This is a genomic window from Paraburkholderia sp. LEh10, from assembly GCF_017814945.1.
GTDB lineage: Bacteria > Pseudomonadota > Gammaproteobacteria > Burkholderiales > Burkholderiaceae > Paraburkholderia.
This window is the reverse complement of record NZ_JAGIPX010000027.1, coordinates 44,545-62,479: the sequence shown is the minus strand read 5'-3', so window position 1 is coordinate 62,479 and position 17,935 is coordinate 44,545. Positions and strand designations below refer to the sequence as shown.

Sequence of the window (17,935 nt, the reverse complement as noted above, 5' to 3'; positions counted from 1 at the left end):
GAACAATAGTGCTTACAGCGGCGGCAGCGTCATCGCGTGAGCGGCTTCGTTCTGGCGCACGCGGAATGCAGCGAGCTTCTCCGCGTATTCCGGCGACGTGCCGCTCAACAGCGACACCGCGAACAGTGCCGCATTCGCCGCGCCCGCTTCGCCGATCGCGAACGTCGCGACGGGCACGCCCTTCGGCATTTGCACGATCGAATGCAGCGAATCGACACCCTTCAGATACCTGCTCGCGACGGGCACGCCCAGCACGGGCACCGTCGTCTTGGCGGCGAGCATGCCGGGCAGATGCGCGGCACCGCCCGCGCCCGCAATGATCGCGCGGATGCCGCGCTCGCGTGCGCTTTCAGCATAGGCGAACATTTCGTCCGGCATGCGGTGCGCGGAAACGACTTTCGCTTCGTACGGGACGCCGAATTCCTGCAGGATCGCGACCGCGTTCTTCATGACTTCCCAGTCGGAGCTGGAACCCATCAGCACGCCGACGAGAGGCGCGTTATGCGTATGTGCCTGAACTTCACTCATCTTGCTTGTTCCGTATGCGTGGCGCTCAGGCGAGCTTTTGGCCCGTCAGGCGCTCGAGCGCTTCCTGATACTTTTCGGCCGTCTTGGTGACGACCTCGTCCGGCAGCTTCGGCGCGGGAGGCTCCTTCTTCCACGGCTGGGTTTCGAGCCAGTCGCGCACGAATTGCTTGTCGAACGAAGGGGGATTCGTGCCGACCTGATATTGATCCGCCGGCCAGAAGCGCGACGAGTCAGCCGTCAGCGCTTCGTCCATCAGATACAACTGGCCTTTATCGTCCAGACCGAACTCGAACTTCGTGTCGGCGATGATGATGCCGCGCGTCGCCGCATAATCCGCCGCTTCCTTGTACAGGCGGATGGAGATGTCGCGGATCGTCGCCGACAGTTCGGTGCCGATGCGGCGCTCCATCTCATCAAACGTGATGTTTTCGTCGTGGTGGCCCATTTCGGCCTTTGCCGCCGGCGTGAAGATCGGCTCGGGCAGCTTCTGTGCGTTTTGCAGGCCTTCCGGCAGTTGCACGCCGCACACGGCGCCCGTCGCCTGATAGTCCTTCCAGCCGCTCCCCGCCAGATAACCGCGCACGACCGCTTCGACGAGAATCGGCTCGAGGCGCTTGACGACCACGGCGCGGCCCTTCACCTGCTCGACTTCGTCCGGCGCGACGACGGACTCGGGCGCGACGCCCGTCAAATGATTCGGCACCACATGCTTGAGCTTGTCGAACCAGAAGTTCGCCATCTGGTTCAGCACGCGACCCTTACCCGGAATCGGCTCGCCCATGATGACGTCGAACGCGGACAGGCGGTCCGTCGTGACGATCAGCAGCTGGTCGTTGCCCACCGCGTAGTTGTCGCGGACCTTGCCGCGGCCGAGCAGCGGCAGCGAGCGGAGCGTGGATTCGTAAAGGGTAGACATCGTCGTGATTCACTAAAATGGGGCAAGTACTGCCCGGAACAAAAGGGAAACGCCGTTCCCCGGATCATGCGGGAACGGCGATCTGACGACAACCTGGCCAGATGGCCAGGCGCGTGAGTACGCACAACGCACACAGGCGGGCGCTACGCCGCGCCCGTGTGCTGCTTAGCGAACGACTTGCGCGAGCTCGCCCGCCTTGTACTTCTCAGCGATCTTGTCCAGCGAGATCGGCTTGATCTTCGACGCCTGGCCTTCGCAGCCGAACGCCAGATAACGGTCCACGCAGACCTTCTTCGCGGCTTCACGAGCCGGCTTCAGGTAGTCGCGCGGATCGAACTTCGAACGGTTCTCCGCCATGTAGCGGCGGATCGCGCCCGTGATCGCAAGACGCAGATCGGTGTCGATGTTGATCTTGCGCACGCCGTTCTTAATGCCTTCCTGGATTTCCTCGACGGGCACGCCGTAGGTTTCCTTCATGTCGCCGCCGAATTCGCGGATTTCCGCGAGCAGTTCCTGCGGAACCGACGATGAGCCGTGCATCACCAGATGCGTGTTCGGAATGCGCTGGTGAATTTCCTTGATGCGCTGAATCGACAGGATATCGCCCGTCGGCTTCTTCGAAAACTTGTACGCGCCATGCGACGTGCCGATCGCGATGGCGAGCGCGTCGCATTGCGTGAGCTTCACGAAGTCCGCCGCCTGCTCGACGTCGGTCAGCAGTTGCTCGCGCGTCATCGTGCCTTCCGCGCCGTGGCCGTCTTCCTTGTCGCCCTTCATCGTTTCCAGCGAGCCGAGCACGCCGAGTTCCGCTTCCACCGTCACGCCGATCGAATGCGCCGCTTCGACGACCTTGCGCGACACGTCGACGTTGTACTCGTACGATGCCACCGTCTTGCCGTCGGCTTCGAGCGAGCCGTCCATCATCACGCTCGTGAAGCCGCTGCGGATCGCCGCCATGCAGACGGCTGGCGACTGGCCGTGATCCTGGTGCATCACGACGGGAATGTGCGGATACGATTCGACGGCGGCTTCGATCAGGTGACGCAGAAACGGCTCGCCCGCGTACTTACGCGCGCCCGCCGACGCCTGCATGATGACGGGCGCGTTGACCTGATCCGCGGCCGCCATGATCGCCTGCACCTGCTCCAGATTGTTTACGTTGAATGCCGGCAGGCCATAACCGTGTTCGGCGGCATGGTCCAGCAGTTGACGCATTGATACGAGAGGCATTGAGTTACTCCATAGATTGAAACGAAATCTGTGCCGACGGCATCTATTTATGCAATTTCATGCAATTTTATCGTGAAGCAGACCGTGTCCCGAGCGCACCGTCCGATAGTGCGTGCGCCGCCTCTCTTTCGGGGACACGGCTGTCTGCTTCACGCGTGCCGTTCTGGCTTTCGCTCAGACCGGCTCGCCGACGCGGACGATCTTCAGCGTGTTCGTGCCGCCCGCCTGGCCCATCGGCTCGCCGACCGTCAGCACGACCATGTCGCCGCGCGCCGCGTAGCCCTTGCCGACCACCACTTCCAGCGCCTGCGCGAGCGCGATGTCGCGGTCGCTGCTGGTATCGAGATGCAGCGGCGTCACGTTGCGGTAGATCTGCATCGCGCGCTCGCTGCCCTCGCGCGGCGTGAGCGCGAAGATGGGGACATGCGTCCAGTGACGCGACATCCACAGCGCCGTCGAGCCCGACTCCGTCAGCGCGACGATCGCCTTCGCGCCGAGGTGATACGCGGTGAAGAGCGCGCCCATCGCGATCGACTGGTCGATGCGCGTGAACGTGCGGTCGAGGAAATCCTTGTCGAGCTCGACGTGTTCCGACTTCTCGGCTTCGACGCAGATTGCCGCCATCGTTTCGATGGTCTGCACGGGATACTTGCCCGCCGCCGATTCCGCCGACAGCATCACGGCATCCGTGCCGTCCAGCACCGCATTCGCGACGTCCGACACTTCCGCGCGCGTCGGCACGGGCGCGTTGATCATCGATTCCATCATCTGCGTGGCCGTGATCACGAACTTGTTCGCGTCGCGCGCCATGCGGATCATGCGCTTTTGCAGCGCGGGCACGGCCGCGTTGCCGACTTCGACGGCGAGGTCGCCGCGCGCGACCATGATGCCGTCCGATGCGTCGAGAATGCCTTGCAGCGCCGGAATCGCCTCGGCGCGCTCGATCTTCGCGATCATCTTCGGCTTGATGCCGTAAGGCGCGCCCGCGATGTTCGCGAGCTGGCGCGCCATTTCCATGTCGGTCGCGTTTTTCGGGAACGACACGGCGACGTAGTCCGCGCCGAGCGACATCGCCGTGCGGATGTCTTCCATGTCCTTCGCGGTCAGCGCCGGCGCCGTCAGGCCGCCGCCCTGGCGGTTGATGCCCTTGTTGTTCGACAGGTCGCCGCCGATCTTCACGACGGTATGGATCTCGTTGCCGATCACGCGCGTGACGGTCAGCACGATCAGGCCGTCGTTCAGAAGCAGCGTGTCGCCGGCTTTCAGGTCGCGCGGCAGGTCCTTGTAGTCGAGGCCGACGCGCTCTTCGTTGCCGAGTTCGCAATCGGCGTCGAGGATGAACGTGCTACCGGCATTCAGCGTGGTCTTGCCGTTTTCGAACTTGCCGACACGGATTTTCGGGCCTTGCAGGTCGGCCATGATGCCGACTTCGCGGCCTGCCTGCCGGGCCGCTTCGCGTACGAACTCCGCGCGTTGACGATGGTCGTCGGCGGTGCCGTGCGAGAAGTTGAGGCGCACCACGTCGGCGCCCGCCTGGATCATCTGCAGCAGAATGTCCTGCGTGCTCGAAGCGGGGCCGATGGTTGCGACAATCTTGGTGGCGCGATGCATGAGTCTCCTCGTCTGGATGAGATCGCTGGGATGAACGTTGGGAGTCGGATGCGGAGGCTGCGCAACGACGGGTGCTACATGGGGCGGTGCGCCGTTCGTTCCCTTCGAACCTTGAAGGCCCGGCGTCGAATCGTGGGGGACTGCTGCGATATCTGCTGTCCGTGGCGACTCAGGTGCCGCGGATTGAGATGGATGGGCTTCTTCGGTGTGCGAGGCGAGAGACACCGTTGCGGCTGAACCGGCTGCCTGCTGGCCGACGTCCGCAGGTGCGGCGACTTCGGCGACAGCCAGTTCGGGATTCTGATCTTCGGCGGCGGCTGCGGTCTGTGCCACTGGCGCGTTGCCGGAAAGTTGCGAGGCCGCGCGCACAGCGGCCTCGGGTTGCAGCGCCTTTGCGGAGCGCGCTGCGCGCCCCCCTGCCGCTGCCGTGCGCGACGCGTTGCGCGTCTTCTGAGGCTTGTTGGGGGAGCGCGTCGCCATTATCAGGCCCGCGATTCCAGCACTGCGACTGCCGGCAGCTTCTTGCCCTCGAGGAACTCGAGGAATGCGCCGCCCCCCGTCGAGATATAGCTGACCTTGTCGTGGATGCCGTACTTGGCGATGGCCGCGAGCGTGTCGCCGCCGCCTGCGATCGAGTACGCCGGCGACTTCGCGATCGCTTCAGCCAGCGTCTTCGTGCCGTTGCCGAACTGGTCGAACTCGAACACGCCAACGGGGCCGTTCCAGACGATGGTGCCGGCCTTTTCGAGCTGCGACGCGAGCGCCTTCGCCGTTTCCGGTCCGATGTCGAGGATCATGTCGTCGTCTTGAACGTCGGCGACCTTCTTGATCTCGGCCTTGGCCGTCGGCGAAAACTCCTTCGCCGTGACGACGTCCGACGGAATCGGCACCGATGCGCCGCGCGCCTTCGCTGCTTCGATGATCGCCTTCGCTTCGTCGACGAGATCGGCTTCGACGAGCGACTTGCCGATCTTCAGGCCCGCCGCCAGCATGAATGTATTCGCAATGCCGCCACCGACGATCAGCTGATCGACCTTGTCGGCCAGCGACTTCAGAATGGTCAGCTTGGTCGACACCTTCGAACCCGCGACGATCGCAACCAGCGGACGCTTCGGCGCGCCAAGCGCCTTGCCGAGCGCTTCGAGCTCGGCCGCGAGCAGCGGGCCCGCGCACGCGACGCTCGCGTACTTCGCGATGCCGTGCGTCGTGGCCTCGGCACGATGCGCGGTGCCGAACGCGTCGTTCACGTAGACGTCGCAGAGCTTCGCCATTTTCTGCGCGAGCTCGTCGGAATCCTTCTTCTCGCCCTTGTTCACGCGGCAATTTTCGAGCAGCACGAGCTGGCCCGGCGCGACGTTCACACCGTTCTCGACCCAGTTCTGCACGAGCGGCACGTCGCGGCCGAGCAGTTCGGCGAGACGTTTCGCGACGGGCGCGAGCGAGTCTTCGGGCTTGAAGTCGCCTTCCGTCGGGCGGCCCAGGTGCGACGTGACCATGACGGCCGCGCCGGCGTCGAGCGCGGACTTGATGGCGGGCACGGAAGCGCGGATGCGGGTGTCTTCGGTGATGTTGCCGGCGTCGTCCTGCGGCACGTTCAGGTCGGCGCGGATGAAGACGCGTTGGCCGGCTAGCTTGCCTTCGGCGATCAGATCGGAGAGACGCAATACCTGTTTCATGATTCGTATGCGAGTTGATTGGAAGGCGGTGCGGACGCTGCGCGAACGGCCCCTCGCGAACGGTGCCGGCGGCTTCGCGCATGTTCCGGGAGACGACCATTTTAACCGATCGACAGACCGATCTAACCCGATCCAGGCGAATCCCGGTATTTGCCCGCGACTGCGAGTGCCGCGCGCTTATTGCAGCGCAACATCCGCGCCGCCGTCGCGACGCGGGATCAGAAGAGCAGCCGCAGTGCGGTGAACACCAGCATTCCGACCACGATCGTGCCGAGCATCGTGCGGCGCCACAGGAACCACGCGAGGCCCGCGAGCGTGCCGTACAGCTCATGATTCGACAGGGCCACGGAGACGCCGCTGTCCGTCACGAGCACGTCCGGCACGACGACGGCCGCGAGCGCCGCCGCGGGCGCGTAACGCAGCATCCGTTGCGCGCGCTCCGGCAACACCGTGCGCTCACCCCCGATCAGAAACAGCGCGCGTGTCAGCGCTGTGACAAACGTCATGCCGATGATCGCGAGCCAGATCTGCAGCGTGGTCATCGCGTGTCTCCAGGACTTTGCGTGCGGTTGCGGATGCGGATGCGGCGCAGGTCGGCGCGCTCGACCATTGCATCGGCGACGCTGCCCGCGACGATCGCCGTGACGACGGCGAGCGGCAGCGCGAGCCGGTAAGGCAGATCGAACGCGACCAGCGCGACGATGCCCGCGACGCTGACGGCCGCCAGCGTCGAGCGCGACGAGATCGCCGACACCATCACGGGGATCAGCGCGAGCGTGCCGGCGAGCGAGAGGCCCCAGTTGTCGGGAAAGAGGCTGGCCAGCAGAATGCCGACCACCGACGACACCTGCCACGACAGCCAGCTGGACACGGCCATGCCCCAGAAATACGCTTCCTTGCCGGGCACATAGCCCGTCTGGAAGTTTTTCTTCTGGAACAGCAGATAAATCACGTCGCCGTTGAAGTAGCCGACGAGCAGCCGGCGATGCAGCGGCAGATAGGAAAAATGCGGAGCGAGGCCCGCGCTGAAGATCACGAAGCGCGTGTTGACCATCGCGGCCGTGAGCAGGATCGTCCAGATCGGGAGCTTCGCCAGCATCAGCGGCAGCACCGCGAGCTGCGACGAGCCCGCATAGACCAGCAGCGACATGCCGAGCGACTGCGGCACCGTCATCACCGACTTGCTCATCGCGATCCCCGTCACGAGGCCCCAGGAGAAGATCGCCATCAGCGTCGGCGAATAGGCGCGCGCGCCATCACGGAAGGCACGGCGGTCGAGATCGGACAAGCGAGCGAGCATGAGACGAATGCAACGCGGCGCGGTGAACGCCACGGCGGCAGGAAGTCAGCGCCAGGTCGTGAAGCAGCCGCTGGCGGATCCGGTTTTCTTTTCAGCAACCGCCGGATTATAGCCTCCGTGCTGCCCGCAAATGCCCGTTGCTTGTGCAAAAGACGCTAAAATACCGCTTTTCGCCGCGTGCCCCGACGCCATCCGTCGTCGTCGCACCACGCCGATCACCTCATACCCCGAACCCGCACTGCCTGGAGAACCGTATGTCAATGGCCGACCGCGACGGCAAGATCTGGATGGATGGCAAGCTCATCGAATGGCGCGACGCCAAGATCCACGTCCTCACCCATACGCTGCACTACGGCATGGGCGTCTTCGAGGGCGTGCGCGCCTACAGGACGGCCGATGGCGGCACGTCGATCTTCCGTCTGAAGGAGCACACGAAGCGTCTGCTGAACTCGGCCAAGATCTTCCAGATGGACGTCCCGTTCGACCACGAAACGCTCGCCGCCGCGCAGCGCGAAGTGGTGCGCGAGAACAAGCTGGAATCGTGCTATCTGCGCCCGATCATCTGGGTCGGCTCGGAAAAGCTGGGCGTGTCCGCGAAGGGCAACACCATTCACGTCGCGATCGCCGCATGGCCATGGGGCGCGTATCTCGGCGAAGACGGCATCAAGAAGGGCATCCGCGTGAAGACGTCGTCGTTCACGCGCCATCACGTGAACGTGTCGATGGTCCGCGCGAAGGCCTCGGGCTGGTACGTGAACTCGATCCTCGCGAACCAGGAAGCCACCGCCGACGGCTACGACGAAGCGCTGCTGCTCGACGTCGACGGCTACGTGTCGGAAGGCTCGGGCGAAAACTTCTTCCTCGTGAACAACGGCAAGCTGTACACGCCCGACCTGTCGTCGTGCCTCGACGGGATCACGCGCGACACCGTCATCACGCTGGCGAAGGATGCAGGCATCGAGGTAATCGAGAAGCGCATCACGCGCGACGAAGTCTATACGGCCGACGAAGCGTTCTTCACGGGCACCGCCGCCGAAGTCACGCCCATTCGCGAACTCGACAACCGCACGATCGGCGCGGGCACGCGTGGCCCGATCACGGAGAAGCTGCAATCGGCGTTCTTCGACATCGTGAACGGCAAGAGCGAGAAGTACGCGCACTGGCTGACAAAGATCTGATTCCAGCGGGCACGGCAGCGGCGCTCACGGCGCACCGCACGCCCGCCGCGCCCGCATTCTGCATACAACGAGAAAGCCCCTTATGAGCGAAACCAAGGAAATGCCGCTGGTCGAACTGTCGGCGAAAGACCTTCCCGCGTACTGCCCGAATCCGTCGATGCCGCGCTGGAGCAACCATCCGCGCGTCTTTATCGACGTGACGCACGGTGAAGCGCGCTGCCCGTACTGCAGCACGCGCTACAAGTTGCGCGACGGCGAAGTGGTCAAGGGTCATTGATCCGCGCCTGCCCTGGTCTGCCGCATCGGCGGCGCCATGCGTCTGCAAAACATCCTGGCGGGAAGCTGAACTTCTCGCCGCGCGCGCCGATATAGCCTGAGCGGCATTCCACAATCCTGAAACCCCTGCACTGCCCGCTTCGTGCGCGCGGCGCCTAATTTTCGACATCGGAAACTCACCCTGATGCGTCGCGCGTTGGTTATCGCACCGAACTGGATCGGTGACGCATTGATGGCGCAGCCTCTGTTTGCGCGCCTCGTGAAATTGCATCCGCGTATCGCGATCGATGCCGTCGCACCCACCTGGGTCGCGCCCGTGCTCGAACGGATGCCTGAAATCCGCGATGTCTACGCGACCGATCTCGCGCACGGCAGGCTGCAGATGCTGCGCCGCTGGCAACTGGCAAGCGATCTGCGCGACGTCGGCTACGACGCAGCCTACGTGCTGCCGAATTCGCTGAAGTCCGCGCTGATTCCGTGGATGGCGGGCATCGGGCTGCGCATCGGCTACACGGGCGAGAGCCGCTACGGTCTGCTGAACGTGCGGCACACGAACCCGCGCAAGGACGAGCGTGCGCCGATGGTCGGCCATTACGCCGCGCTCGCCTACGCGCCGGGCGCGAAGGTGCCCGACGATCTGCCGCCGCCGCGGCTCGACACCGACCTGAACGAAGCGGCGCGCGTGTCGACCCGCTTCAACCTGGACACGCGCGTGCCGCTGCTGGTTTTCTGCCCCGGCGCCGAGTACGGCCCCGCGAAGCGCTGGCCGCCCGAGCACTTCGCAGCGCTCGCGCAGATGGTCGGCCAGTCGTTCCCGTACACGAAGATCATTGCGCTCGGCTCGCCAAAAGACGCGCCCATCGCCCAGGCGATCGCCGACCGCGCGCCGAACGTGCGCAATCTGTGCGGCCAGACAGCGCTCGGCGAAGCTTGCGCGCTGATCTCGCGGGCCAGCGCCGTCGTCACCAACGACTCCGGGCTGATGCACGTCGCGGCCGCGCTGCGCCGGCCGCTCGTCGCCGTGTACGGATCGACCGATCCGCGCCACACGCCGCCCTTGTCGGACCTCGCAAAGGTACAATGGCTGCATCTCGAGTGCAGTCCGTGCTTCCAGCGCGAATGTCCGCTGGGTCATCTGAACTGCCTGCGGCAACTGAGCGCCGAACAGGTATTCGATGATCTGCGTGGAATGTTGCTCGCGCAACGCTGAGTTCGCGGGCCGCTGCGCCGCCCGTTGCGCCGTCCTCCCGAGGCAGCGCGCCACGGGTGGATGCGATCTCCGTGCAGCCTCACGCGCAGCCACGCCGGGTTCGTGCGCCGCGTCATGCGCGCGTCTTGCGGCACGGGCATGCTGGCGGATGGCCCAGCGAAGGCTGGTTGAACAGCCTGCCGAAGGCCCCGCAGAAAGGCTTGCCGAAGGCTCGCGACAGGGCTCGAGAAAGGCCCCGTTGGATGGCACGTTGAATGGCCCTTGCATCCGGGCCGCAAGCCGGCCCGCTGAGTTTTGCCGCCGACGGCGCGCGAGACGCCGACCACTGACCCGCAACCGCGCGCCTTGCGCGCAAGAGACTGACGAGCCATGCCACGTTTTGCCCACATCTTCGAAGCCGCTGCGGACACGCTGAATGCCTGGTACCAGGCCATCGCGGAGGTCAATATCGACAGCTTGATGGGCCTGTGGATCGATGAGGAATTCGTCAGTTGCATCTGGGCCGACGGCTCGCATCTGCATGGCCTCGACGCGATCCGCGCCGGCCTCTCCGTGCAGCTCGAGGCGCAGCCCGTGTCGATCGAGCCGCTCGATATCCGTGTTTACGATAGCCTCGGCACCGTCGTCTACGCGATCGCCGAAGCGCACCGCCCCGCCGACCCGGCCGCCGTGCCGTCGATGGTGTTCACGACTTATGTGATGGTCCACGAACGCGGCGAGTGGAAGATCGCGCATATTCACGCGAGTGCGATGCCGAACGAAACCGCGACCCAGTTTGCTGCGAAAATGAGACATGGTCAGGGCGCGCTGCACTGAAGCGCCCCACGAGACCGGCTTGCCGGAGGCCACGCTTTCGCAAGGCTTCACTTGAATACCGGTGTTGGCATGAGCACGACCCACGACAATAAAGCTTCTTCCAGACCGGCCCTCGGCGCAGCGGCAGCGGCGGCGGCTGTAGAGGCTGCTGTGGAAACGTCGGTCGAAGCGACCGTCGACATGCTGTACCGCGCCCCGCTCTGGCTGCCCAACAGCCATATCCAGACGATCGTCCCCGCGCTGTTCGGCCGCCGCCCCGTGGTCGCCTACCGGCGCGAGCGCTGGAACACGCCAGACGGCGATTTCATCGATCTCGACTGGCTCGCACCCGATCCGCTCAGCGGCTATCGCGCGCCCGACGACGCTCCGCTTTTCGTGCTGTTTCATGGACTCGAAGGCAACTCCGACTCGCACTACGCGCGCTCGTTGATGGCGGCCGCACACGCGCGCGGATGGCACGGCGTCGTGCCGCACTTTCGCAGTTGCAGCGGCCCGATGAATCTGCTGCCGCGCTTCTACCATCTCGCGGACAGCAACGAAGTCGACTGGGTGCTGCGGCGTCTGCGCAAAAAGCACGCGGGACCGATCGTGGCGGCAGGCGTGTCGCTGGGCGGCAACGTGCTGTTGCGGTGGCTCGGCGAGCGGCGCGAGGACGCGGCGATCATTGCGGCGGCGGCGGCGATCTCCGCGCCGCTCGACGTCCACGCGGGCGGCCGCGCGCTGTCGCAAGGCTTCGGGATGATCTACACGCGCAGCTTCCTGAAGACGCTCAAACTGAAGGCACAGCAAAAGCTTGCTCAATATCCGGGCCTTTTCGCTCTCGACGACGTGCTCGCAAGCCGCACGATGTACGAATTCGACGATGTCGTGACGGCGCCGCTGCACGGCTTTCGCAACGCGGACGACTACTGGACCCGCTCGACCACGCGCCCGCTGCTGCCCGAAATCACGGTGCCGACGCTCGTGCTGAATGCGCGCAATGACCCTTTCCTGCCTTGCGCGGTGCTGCCGTCGCGCAGCGAGGTATCATCGGCGGTAGAACTCGATCAACCGGAGCATGGCGGACACGTCGGCTTCATGACGGGCCCCTTCCCCGGCCGAATCGACTGGCTGTCACGCCGGGTCTTCGGCTACCTCGATCCGTTCACGCGATATGGATGACATCGTCAAGCAGGCACTGGCCAAATGGCCGAACGTGCCGCATTGCACCGGCTGGCTGCTGCTCGACCGGCGCGGCAACTGGCGCATGCGCGACGAGGCGGCGCAGGCCGCGGGCGCGCTCGGCGAGCCGATCCGCCATACAGCGCTGCTCGGCTTCATCAACCGCAATTACGAAGCCGACGACGAGGGCCAATGGTTCTTTCAGAACGGCCCGCAGCGCGTGTATGTCGAGCTGGTCTACACGCCGTTCATTGTGCGGCTCGCCGCCGATCAGGCCACCCGCAAGCTCACGCTAACCGATCAGGCGGGTGAGGCGTTCGAGCCCGCCGCCGCCTGGCTCGACGACGAAGGCGGCATCCTTTTCACCGATGGCTCGACGCCCGCGCGCGTCGCGGTGCTGCACGATCATGATCTCGATCTGTTCTCCGAACACGCCGATCTTGCCGCCGACGGCCAAAGCGGCCAGTTCCGCTGGCGCGACGCCGTCGCGTTGAAGCTCGAGCCCGTGCGCAAGGCCGAGGTCGAGAAGCGTTTCGGATTCGTCGCCAGTCCCGCTGCGCGGGTCGAATCGTCCTCTTGAGCGAACGCGACGGCTAGCTGCTGTTCTTTTCGTCGTCGCGCTCTTCCTTGTAGCGCGCCTCGAACTCGTGCAGGCGCGCGTCGATGGTTGCCAGGTCGTAATAGCCGACCGACTTGATGTCGCGCGCCTCCTTCAATTGCCGGATCGCCGACGGCCACGCCCCTTCCAGCGCGAACTTTTCCGCGAGCGCGCGATGCTGCGTCAGCGCGTCACCCGTGCCGACGCTCGCCTGGGCGAGATAGCGCCACCAGATGGGCTGCTGCGGGTCGGCGCGCGTCTCCTGCAATGCCTGCGCTTGCGCGTCGCCGAAGCGGCGCGCGGTGAGCAGCGTTTGCAGACGCATCTCGATGGCCGCGTGCGACTGCGGCCAGCGCCTTTGCGCGAGCTCCGCGAGACGCACGGCCTCGTCGTTGCGTCCCGCGCGACGGGCGATATCGACCGCCAGCACGTCGAGGCTCGGTGAACTGCGCGGCGTATCGCCCCCGGCGCGCTCGTTCGCGTCGAACGCGGCGCGAGCATCGGCCAGCGACGACGACGCGTCGTCATACCGCTCGAGCAGGAGTTGCGCACAGGCGATGCCATACCAGTTGCCCGCGACGTTCAGCGCGGTGCGGTCTTCGATCTCGGAGCGCATGCGCGAGATGTCGTCGGCATATTCGCTTCGCGAGCGGTCCTGGAGCACGCGCGAGCGCGCGCGCACGAACGCGTATTCCGACGACTGGCGCGGCTGCCGGTACGGTGAGCGGCGCGCGCGGTCGGCCATGTCGGCGATCCGCTCGCCCGTCAGCGGGTGCGTGCGCGCGTAGGCGGGCACGCCGGCATCGCTCATCGACGCGCGATCGAGCCGCTCGAAGAACGACACCATCCCGTATGGGTCATAGCCCGCGCCCGCGAGCAATTGAAAGCCGACGCGATCCGCCTCGTGCTCGGCGGCGCGCGAGAAGCGCAACTGGTTGTCGACGGCGTAGGCCTGGCCGCCGACGGCAATCGCGCTGCCCAGATCGCCGCTGTGCGCGAGAACGCCCGCGAGCACGCCGAGCAGCATGCCCGCGAGCGCCGCATAGCCGCTGTGCTCGCCCGCCGTGATCATCCGGGCGATGTGCCGTTGCAGCACGTGGCCCATTTCGTGCCCGACCACGGAGGCCAGTTCGGATTCCGTCTGAGTCGCGACGATCAGCCCCGTGTTCACGCCGATAAAACCGCCGGGGAGCGAGAATGCGTTGATCTGCGCGTCGCGCATCGCGAACAGATCGAAGTCTGGACGATAGCCGCCGATGTATTGCGCGCTCGCGGCGGCGGCGAGCTTGCCGGCAATCGAGTTCAGGTAGTCGCGCACGAGCCAGTCATCGATATAGTCCGGATCGCTGCGGACTTCGCGCATCACGCGCTCACCGAGCTTGCGTTCGGCTTGCGGCGTCAGCGTGCCACCCGAGCCGTCGCCGAGGTCGGGCAGTTGTTGCATCGACATCGGTGCACGCAGGCTCGCGTTGCCGCCGGGGTTGCCGGAAAAGCGCGACTGCGCACCGCCATAGACGCCGAACACGCCTTGCGCAATCTCGGGCGGCACGGAAGTCCCGCTGTACGCGTCGAGCGGCCCCGTGACGAGCGGCAGTTCCGACGTGTTCGACGGCTGCGCGATGATCGCGGGCGGGACGGCGAGCGTCACGGACAACAGTGCAGCAATAAACCGTTTCAGACGCATTGCGGACGATGGGCGAAATCGAAAGCGGTGTAAGGTGCCGGGAGTAATCGGCTTTTTGCGATTGTACCGAGTGCCGCGGTTGCGCAGACTTGCGAAAAGTGCGTCGGCGGCGGCTTGCGCACAGGGGAGCGTTCGCGCGGGATGCGGGTTATCGTCAGCTATCGTCGATCCGCGCCCCTGCGCGAGGCTGCGCGTTGCGCTGCTATGATAGGCGCCCACTCAAGGAGCCAACCATGCCCGAACTCACACATTTCGACGCGGCCGGCCAGGCGCATATGGTGGACGTCGGCGGCAAGGAAGAGACGAAACGCATCGCGGTCGCGCGCGGCTCGATCCGCATGTTGCCCGCCACCTTCGCGCTGATCCGCGACGGTCAGGCGAAGAAAGGCGACGTGATCGGGGTCGCGCGCATCGCGGCGATCCAAGGTGCGAAGCGCACCGCCGATCTGATTCCACTGTGTCATCCGCTCGCGCTTACGCGTGTCGCGGTGGATTTTGAGCTCGACGAGATCGCGTCGGTCGTGCATTGCCGCGTGCAGGTCGAGACGCTCGGCAGAACGGGCGTGGAAATGGAAGCGCTGACGGCGGTGCAGGTGGGGCTGCTTACCGTCTATGACATGTGCAAGGCGGTGGATCGCGGGATGACCATCACCGATGTGAAGGTGATGGAAAAGCACGGCGGGAAATCGGGGGATTGGGTGGCGCAGGGTTAAGCCATGGCCTCGATTCGATGTCAGTCTCGACGCGTCTTCGGCAAGCTGACGCATGCCGGTCCGATCTGAACGCAGAGTCCGGATATGAAACAGGCGATTCCTCACAACCAGCCTGAAAAGCAGCCGGTGTGTACGAATCGCCTACCGTCATGCAAAACGGCAATGTCCGTTATTTGCTTGCTGCCGTCGTGGTCACCGTATCGAGGACACCAGTGTTGATAACCTTGTCCACGAAGTTCTCCATCGCGTTCGCGATGGCTTTTTGGCCCGCCTCTGCCAAGGCGTCTGCCCCCACTCCGCACGATCCATCCTGACTCGAATGCCCTTGTCCGCGGAACGTCGTCGTGATCAGTTCCTTGCCCGCCTTGTCGGATACCCGGGCGTGAATCGCAATGTCAACGTTCGCGTCGGCCGTCGGAACGAAGAAGCCAGGCGTAAAGCGAATACGTGGATCGAACTCAGACAGGTCGAACTTGAAGACCAGGCCATCACCCGCCACTGGCATCGCGCCACCGTTTCTGACGGCATGCGGGAAGGCTGCTTCAACCGTCTTCGATAGCGAGTTTTCCAACGTTTCGCCGATATACATGGGGTATCGGTGAGCCCCACATGCAAACCCGGGTTTCACTTCTTTTCCGGCGGTCGCAAGGTTGTCACTGAACACCATATATGCCTTCTCTTGCTTGACCCGCGTGCTCATCACTTCCGCAGCACCCGACTGCGATGAAACCTGCACGTTGTAGGCGCAGCCTGAAAACAGGCCAACGGTCGAAAGAACGGCTATAGCTTTGATCCACCTCATCGCATCCCCATGGCGTTGTCTTGTAATTGGCCGACGTGCTTTGACGCCGTCATTGGGGTATATCGGCAGAACTTGCCAAGTCTTTACGCTTTCCGTTTGCTCACAGGCAGCGGCCCGGCGTGAAAGCACGACAGTGTGCAAGGCGGTCGATTCCGGATGACCATCACCGATGTTCGGGTGCTCGAAAAGCACAGCGGTAAGTCGGAGGATTGGGTGGCGCAGCGAGGGTCCCGATGCGCGCGCCCAGCGCGCCACTGCGGAACTGTCGCCTCACTCGTGACCGACGTGGCGGCGCATCCAACGCGCCGCTCGCGCCATCAGCAAGTACGAACGGGGTCCTCAGCTCTCATCGCTGTCGTCATCATCCTCATCATCTTTGTTGATATCTTTAGGCGGCGTTCCATACCTTTTCACCAGTTCCGTCTTGAACGCGCCGAGCGTTTTCTGCTGATCGCACAAGCCGTACAGATACGCAAGCTGCGACGGCCAGTCGTGCAGTTCTTCCGCGAAGATCTTCAAACGGTCGACGGTATCGAATGCGCCGTCCGTGTCGCCACTCAATGCCTGCAGCACTGCGTAACGACGTAGCACCGTTTCGCCCGGCAGCAGCGCGATCGCCTGGCGGTGCATCGCGAGCTTGTGCGGCAGATCCTGCGCGTTCATTGGCAATAGCGTCGCCATGCCGTATTCGCCCCACGCGCCGAACAGGAACGAGGGATCCCCGCGATACTGATCGAACGGGCGCGAACCGTAGTACAGCACCTCGGCGCGCGCGTAGTCGCGATAGACGGGGTACAACGCAGCCAGGCCTGCGAACACGATCACAACGAATGCGCCTAACGACACGCCGCCCGAAACGATACGCAGCGGCTTCGTGTCGAGCAGGCCGAAGACGAACATCGCCGGCAACAGGAAGAACATGTACTGCTGTGGATATTCGACGAGCGCATGCATCACGAGCACGCCGATCAGCGCGAGACCGAACACGCGCCCAGCCGTATGCGGCGCACGCACGACACGCACGAACCATGCGCCCAGCCCGAGCAGCACGATGCCTAGTCCGATCAACCCCGTTTTCGCAAGCAGATCGATGAAAATATCGTGCGAGTTGTTTGCAATCTCCACGGCGCCCAGCGCTTTTGCGAGATCGAACTGATAACGCGGAAACTCGCCCCAACCGACGCCCAGCAACGGGTGCGCATGGAACATGACCAAGCCGTATTTCCATAGCGCGATGCGCGGCGCGATCTGGCTCGCGTCCTTCATGCGTTCCGCGGCAGACTGAGCGAGACCGAGGTTGTAGTGCACATTGGCCCAACGGATGCCCGCATTCACGGCAAAAAACATCACGGCCAGCACGACAGGAATCAGCCACCCGCGGCGGCTGCCGCGGCGCGGCGGATTGCGCCGCTGCTCGGCGAACGCCATCCAGAAACCCGCGACGACGATCACGCCCATCTGTAGCCACGGCCCGCGCGACACGGTCAACGCGAGCCCGGCCGAGAAAATAGCCGAAACGAGCAGCCAGATGAACACGTTGATGCGCCGCGTCTGCACGAGATACATCGCGCCGGCCGTCGCAAAGGCGATGTACGTCGCCAGGTGATTGGCCTGTGCCATATTGCCGAACGGCCGGCGGTCGACTGTCACGTTGTACGCAACGACGAACGGCGTCACCTTCACCTCGAGGTGGAACAATTGGATCGCCTGACAGAACACCGCGAAGAGCCCGCCGACGATCAGTGCGAACGCCGCAACCGTCAGCACCTCCTCCGACAGATTCGCGCGGCTGAAACCAAAGCCCGCATGAACCGCCATGAACGCAGCGAGCAGAAAACCCGCGCCGAGCCAGTTCATCGACGGCTGCGCGACGGGCAGCACGATCGACTGCGCGATCAGGACAAGTCCGAACGCGAGCGGCACCAGCGCGACAACGGGCGATGCGAAGGCGACGCGGGGCCGTGCCGTCGAAACCAGAAACGCAACGCCCGCCCCCAGCAGCAGATAGAGCGACAGCGCCGTGAACTCGGCATAGAAGGTCGGAATCGGGTACGTGTGATTGACGACTGCATATGGCAGGATCAACGCACAAACCAATATGAACAGCGAAAGATAGCGTGCAAAGGGGTTGGGCATGAGTAACCGGGGACGTCAGGTAGGGTAGCCCCCCTTCCTTGCGGAAGAGGGGCCCCCTAAGAACCGTACGTGCGAGTTTCCCCGCATACGGCTCAAGCCT

The 17,935-nt window shown here is 64.5% G+C and carries 17 protein-coding genes and 1 pseudogene; 8 read left to right on the top strand and 10 right to left on the bottom strand.

What is annotated here, in order from left to right; all coding sequences use genetic code 11:
- Window positions 1–12 precede the first annotated feature (12 nt).
- The 7 genes from purE to J8I87_RS22530 form a co-directional block, all read right to left on the bottom strand.
- Window positions 13–528, bottom strand: a complete 516-nt coding sequence (gene purE, locus J8I87_RS22560; protein ID WP_209934132.1) for a 5-(carboxyamino)imidazole ribonucleotide mutase — start codon at window positions 526–528, stop codon at window positions 13–15.
- A gap of 25 nt (window positions 529–553) precedes the next feature.
- On the bottom strand, window positions 554–1,444 hold the full coding sequence (locus tag J8I87_RS22555; RefSeq protein WP_209934131.1) for a phosphoribosylaminoimidazolesuccinocarboxamide synthase: 891 nt from the start codon (window positions 1,442–1,444) through the stop codon (window positions 554–556).
- Between the two features lie 165 nt (window positions 1,445–1,609).
- Window positions 1,610–2,674, bottom strand: coding sequence for a class II fructose-bisphosphate aldolase (fba, locus tag J8I87_RS22550; protein WP_209934130.1), 1,065 nt, complete (start codon window positions 2,672–2,674; stop codon window positions 1,610–1,612).
- Between the two features lie 174 nt (window positions 2,675–2,848).
- A complete protein-coding gene (pyk, locus tag J8I87_RS22545; protein WP_209934128.1) occupies window positions 2,849–4,285 on the bottom strand; it encodes a pyruvate kinase in 1,437 nt (478 codons plus the stop codon).
- Between the two features lie 482 nt (window positions 4,286–4,767).
- Window positions 4,768–5,961 carry a phosphoglycerate kinase gene (locus J8I87_RS22540; RefSeq protein ID WP_209934127.1) on the bottom strand — a complete coding sequence of 398 codons (1,194 nt, stop codon included), beginning with the start codon at window positions 5,959–5,961 and terminating at the stop codon, window positions 4,768–4,770.
- A gap of 218 nt (window positions 5,962–6,179) precedes the next feature.
- On the bottom strand, window positions 6,180–6,503 hold the full coding sequence (locus J8I87_RS22535) for an AzlD domain-containing protein (RefSeq protein WP_209934126.1): 324 nt from the start codon (window positions 6,501–6,503) through the stop codon (window positions 6,180–6,182).
- Complete coding sequence (locus tag J8I87_RS22530; protein WP_209934125.1) at window positions 6,500–7,261, bottom strand: AzlC family ABC transporter permease; 762 nt, start codon at window positions 7,259–7,261, stop codon at window positions 6,500–6,502. The genes J8I87_RS22535 and J8I87_RS22530 overlap by 4 nt, the downstream gene beginning before the upstream one ends.
- A 254-nt stretch (window positions 7,262–7,515) precedes the next feature.
- On the opposite strand from J8I87_RS22530, the gene J8I87_RS22525 reads away from it, so the two are divergent.
- The 6 genes from J8I87_RS22525 (at window position 7,516) to J8I87_RS22500 (ending at window position 12,482) form a co-directional block, all read left to right on the top strand.
- Window positions 7,516–8,439 (top strand): branched-chain amino acid transaminase, encoded by a 924-nt coding sequence (locus J8I87_RS22525; RefSeq protein WP_209934124.1) that lies wholly within the window; start codon window positions 7,516–7,518, stop codon window positions 8,437–8,439.
- A gap of 82 nt (window positions 8,440–8,521) precedes the next feature.
- Entirely contained in the window at window positions 8,522–8,716 is a 195-nt protein-coding gene (locus J8I87_RS22520) for a zinc-finger domain-containing protein (RefSeq protein WP_209934122.1), read from the top strand.
- 183 nt (window positions 8,717–8,899) lie between these two features.
- Complete coding sequence (gene waaF / locus J8I87_RS22515) at window positions 8,900–9,925, top strand: lipopolysaccharide heptosyltransferase II (RefSeq protein WP_209934121.1); 1,026 nt, start codon at window positions 8,900–8,902, stop codon at window positions 9,923–9,925.
- 369 nt (window positions 9,926–10,294) lie between these two features.
- The gene (locus J8I87_RS22510) at window positions 10,295–10,741 is read left to right on the top strand and encodes a nuclear transport factor 2 family protein (RefSeq protein WP_209934120.1); all 447 of its coding nucleotides are present in this window, start codon (window positions 10,295–10,297) and stop codon (window positions 10,739–10,741) included.
- Between the two features lie 69 nt (window positions 10,742–10,810).
- Window positions 10,811–11,902: a hydrolase gene (locus tag J8I87_RS22505; RefSeq protein WP_245254084.1), complete on the top strand. Its 1,092-nt coding sequence runs from the start codon at window positions 10,811–10,813 to the stop codon at window positions 11,900–11,902.
- A complete protein-coding gene (locus J8I87_RS22500; protein ID WP_209934119.1) occupies window positions 11,895–12,482 on the top strand; it encodes a DUF2946 family protein in 588 nt (195 codons plus the stop codon). The genes J8I87_RS22505 and J8I87_RS22500 overlap by 8 nt, the downstream gene beginning before the upstream one ends.
- Window positions 12,483–12,495: 13 nt before the next feature.
- Here the strand turns inward: J8I87_RS22500 and J8I87_RS22495 are convergent, their stop codons facing one another.
- Window positions 12,496–14,184 carry a M48 family metalloprotease gene (locus J8I87_RS22495; RefSeq protein WP_209934118.1) on the bottom strand — a complete coding sequence of 563 codons (1,689 nt, stop codon included), beginning with the start codon at window positions 14,182–14,184 and terminating at the stop codon, window positions 12,496–12,498.
- A 233-nt stretch (window positions 14,185–14,417) separates the two neighbouring features.
- Here J8I87_RS22495 and moaC (J8I87_RS22490) point away from each other — a divergent pair, with 233 nt between their 5' ends.
- Window positions 14,418–14,897: a cyclic pyranopterin monophosphate synthase MoaC gene (moaC, locus tag J8I87_RS22490; RefSeq protein WP_209934117.1), complete on the top strand. Its 480-nt coding sequence runs from the start codon at window positions 14,418–14,420 to the stop codon at window positions 14,895–14,897.
- 169 nt (window positions 14,898–15,066) lie between these two features.
- Here the strand turns inward: moaC (J8I87_RS22490) and J8I87_RS22485 are convergent, their stop codons facing one another.
- The gene (locus J8I87_RS22485) at window positions 15,067–15,699 is read right to left on the bottom strand and encodes a hypothetical protein (protein ID WP_209934186.1); all 633 of its coding nucleotides are present in this window, start codon (window positions 15,697–15,699) and stop codon (window positions 15,067–15,069) included.
- Window positions 15,700–15,832: 133 nt separating this feature from the next.
- Here J8I87_RS22485 and moaC (J8I87_RS44855) point away from each other — a divergent pair.
- Window positions 15,833–15,918 (top strand): annotated as a pseudogene (moaC, locus tag J8I87_RS44855) (cyclic pyranopterin monophosphate synthase MoaC); the annotation flags it as partial.
- A 120-nt stretch (window positions 15,919–16,038) separates the two neighbouring features.
- Here moaC (J8I87_RS44855) and J8I87_RS22480 read toward each other — a convergent pair.
- Window positions 16,039–17,835: a PglL family O-oligosaccharyltransferase gene (locus tag J8I87_RS22480; RefSeq protein WP_209934115.1), complete on the bottom strand. Its 1,797-nt coding sequence runs from the start codon at window positions 17,833–17,835 to the stop codon at window positions 16,039–16,041.
- Window positions 17,836–17,935 lie beyond the last annotated feature (100 nt).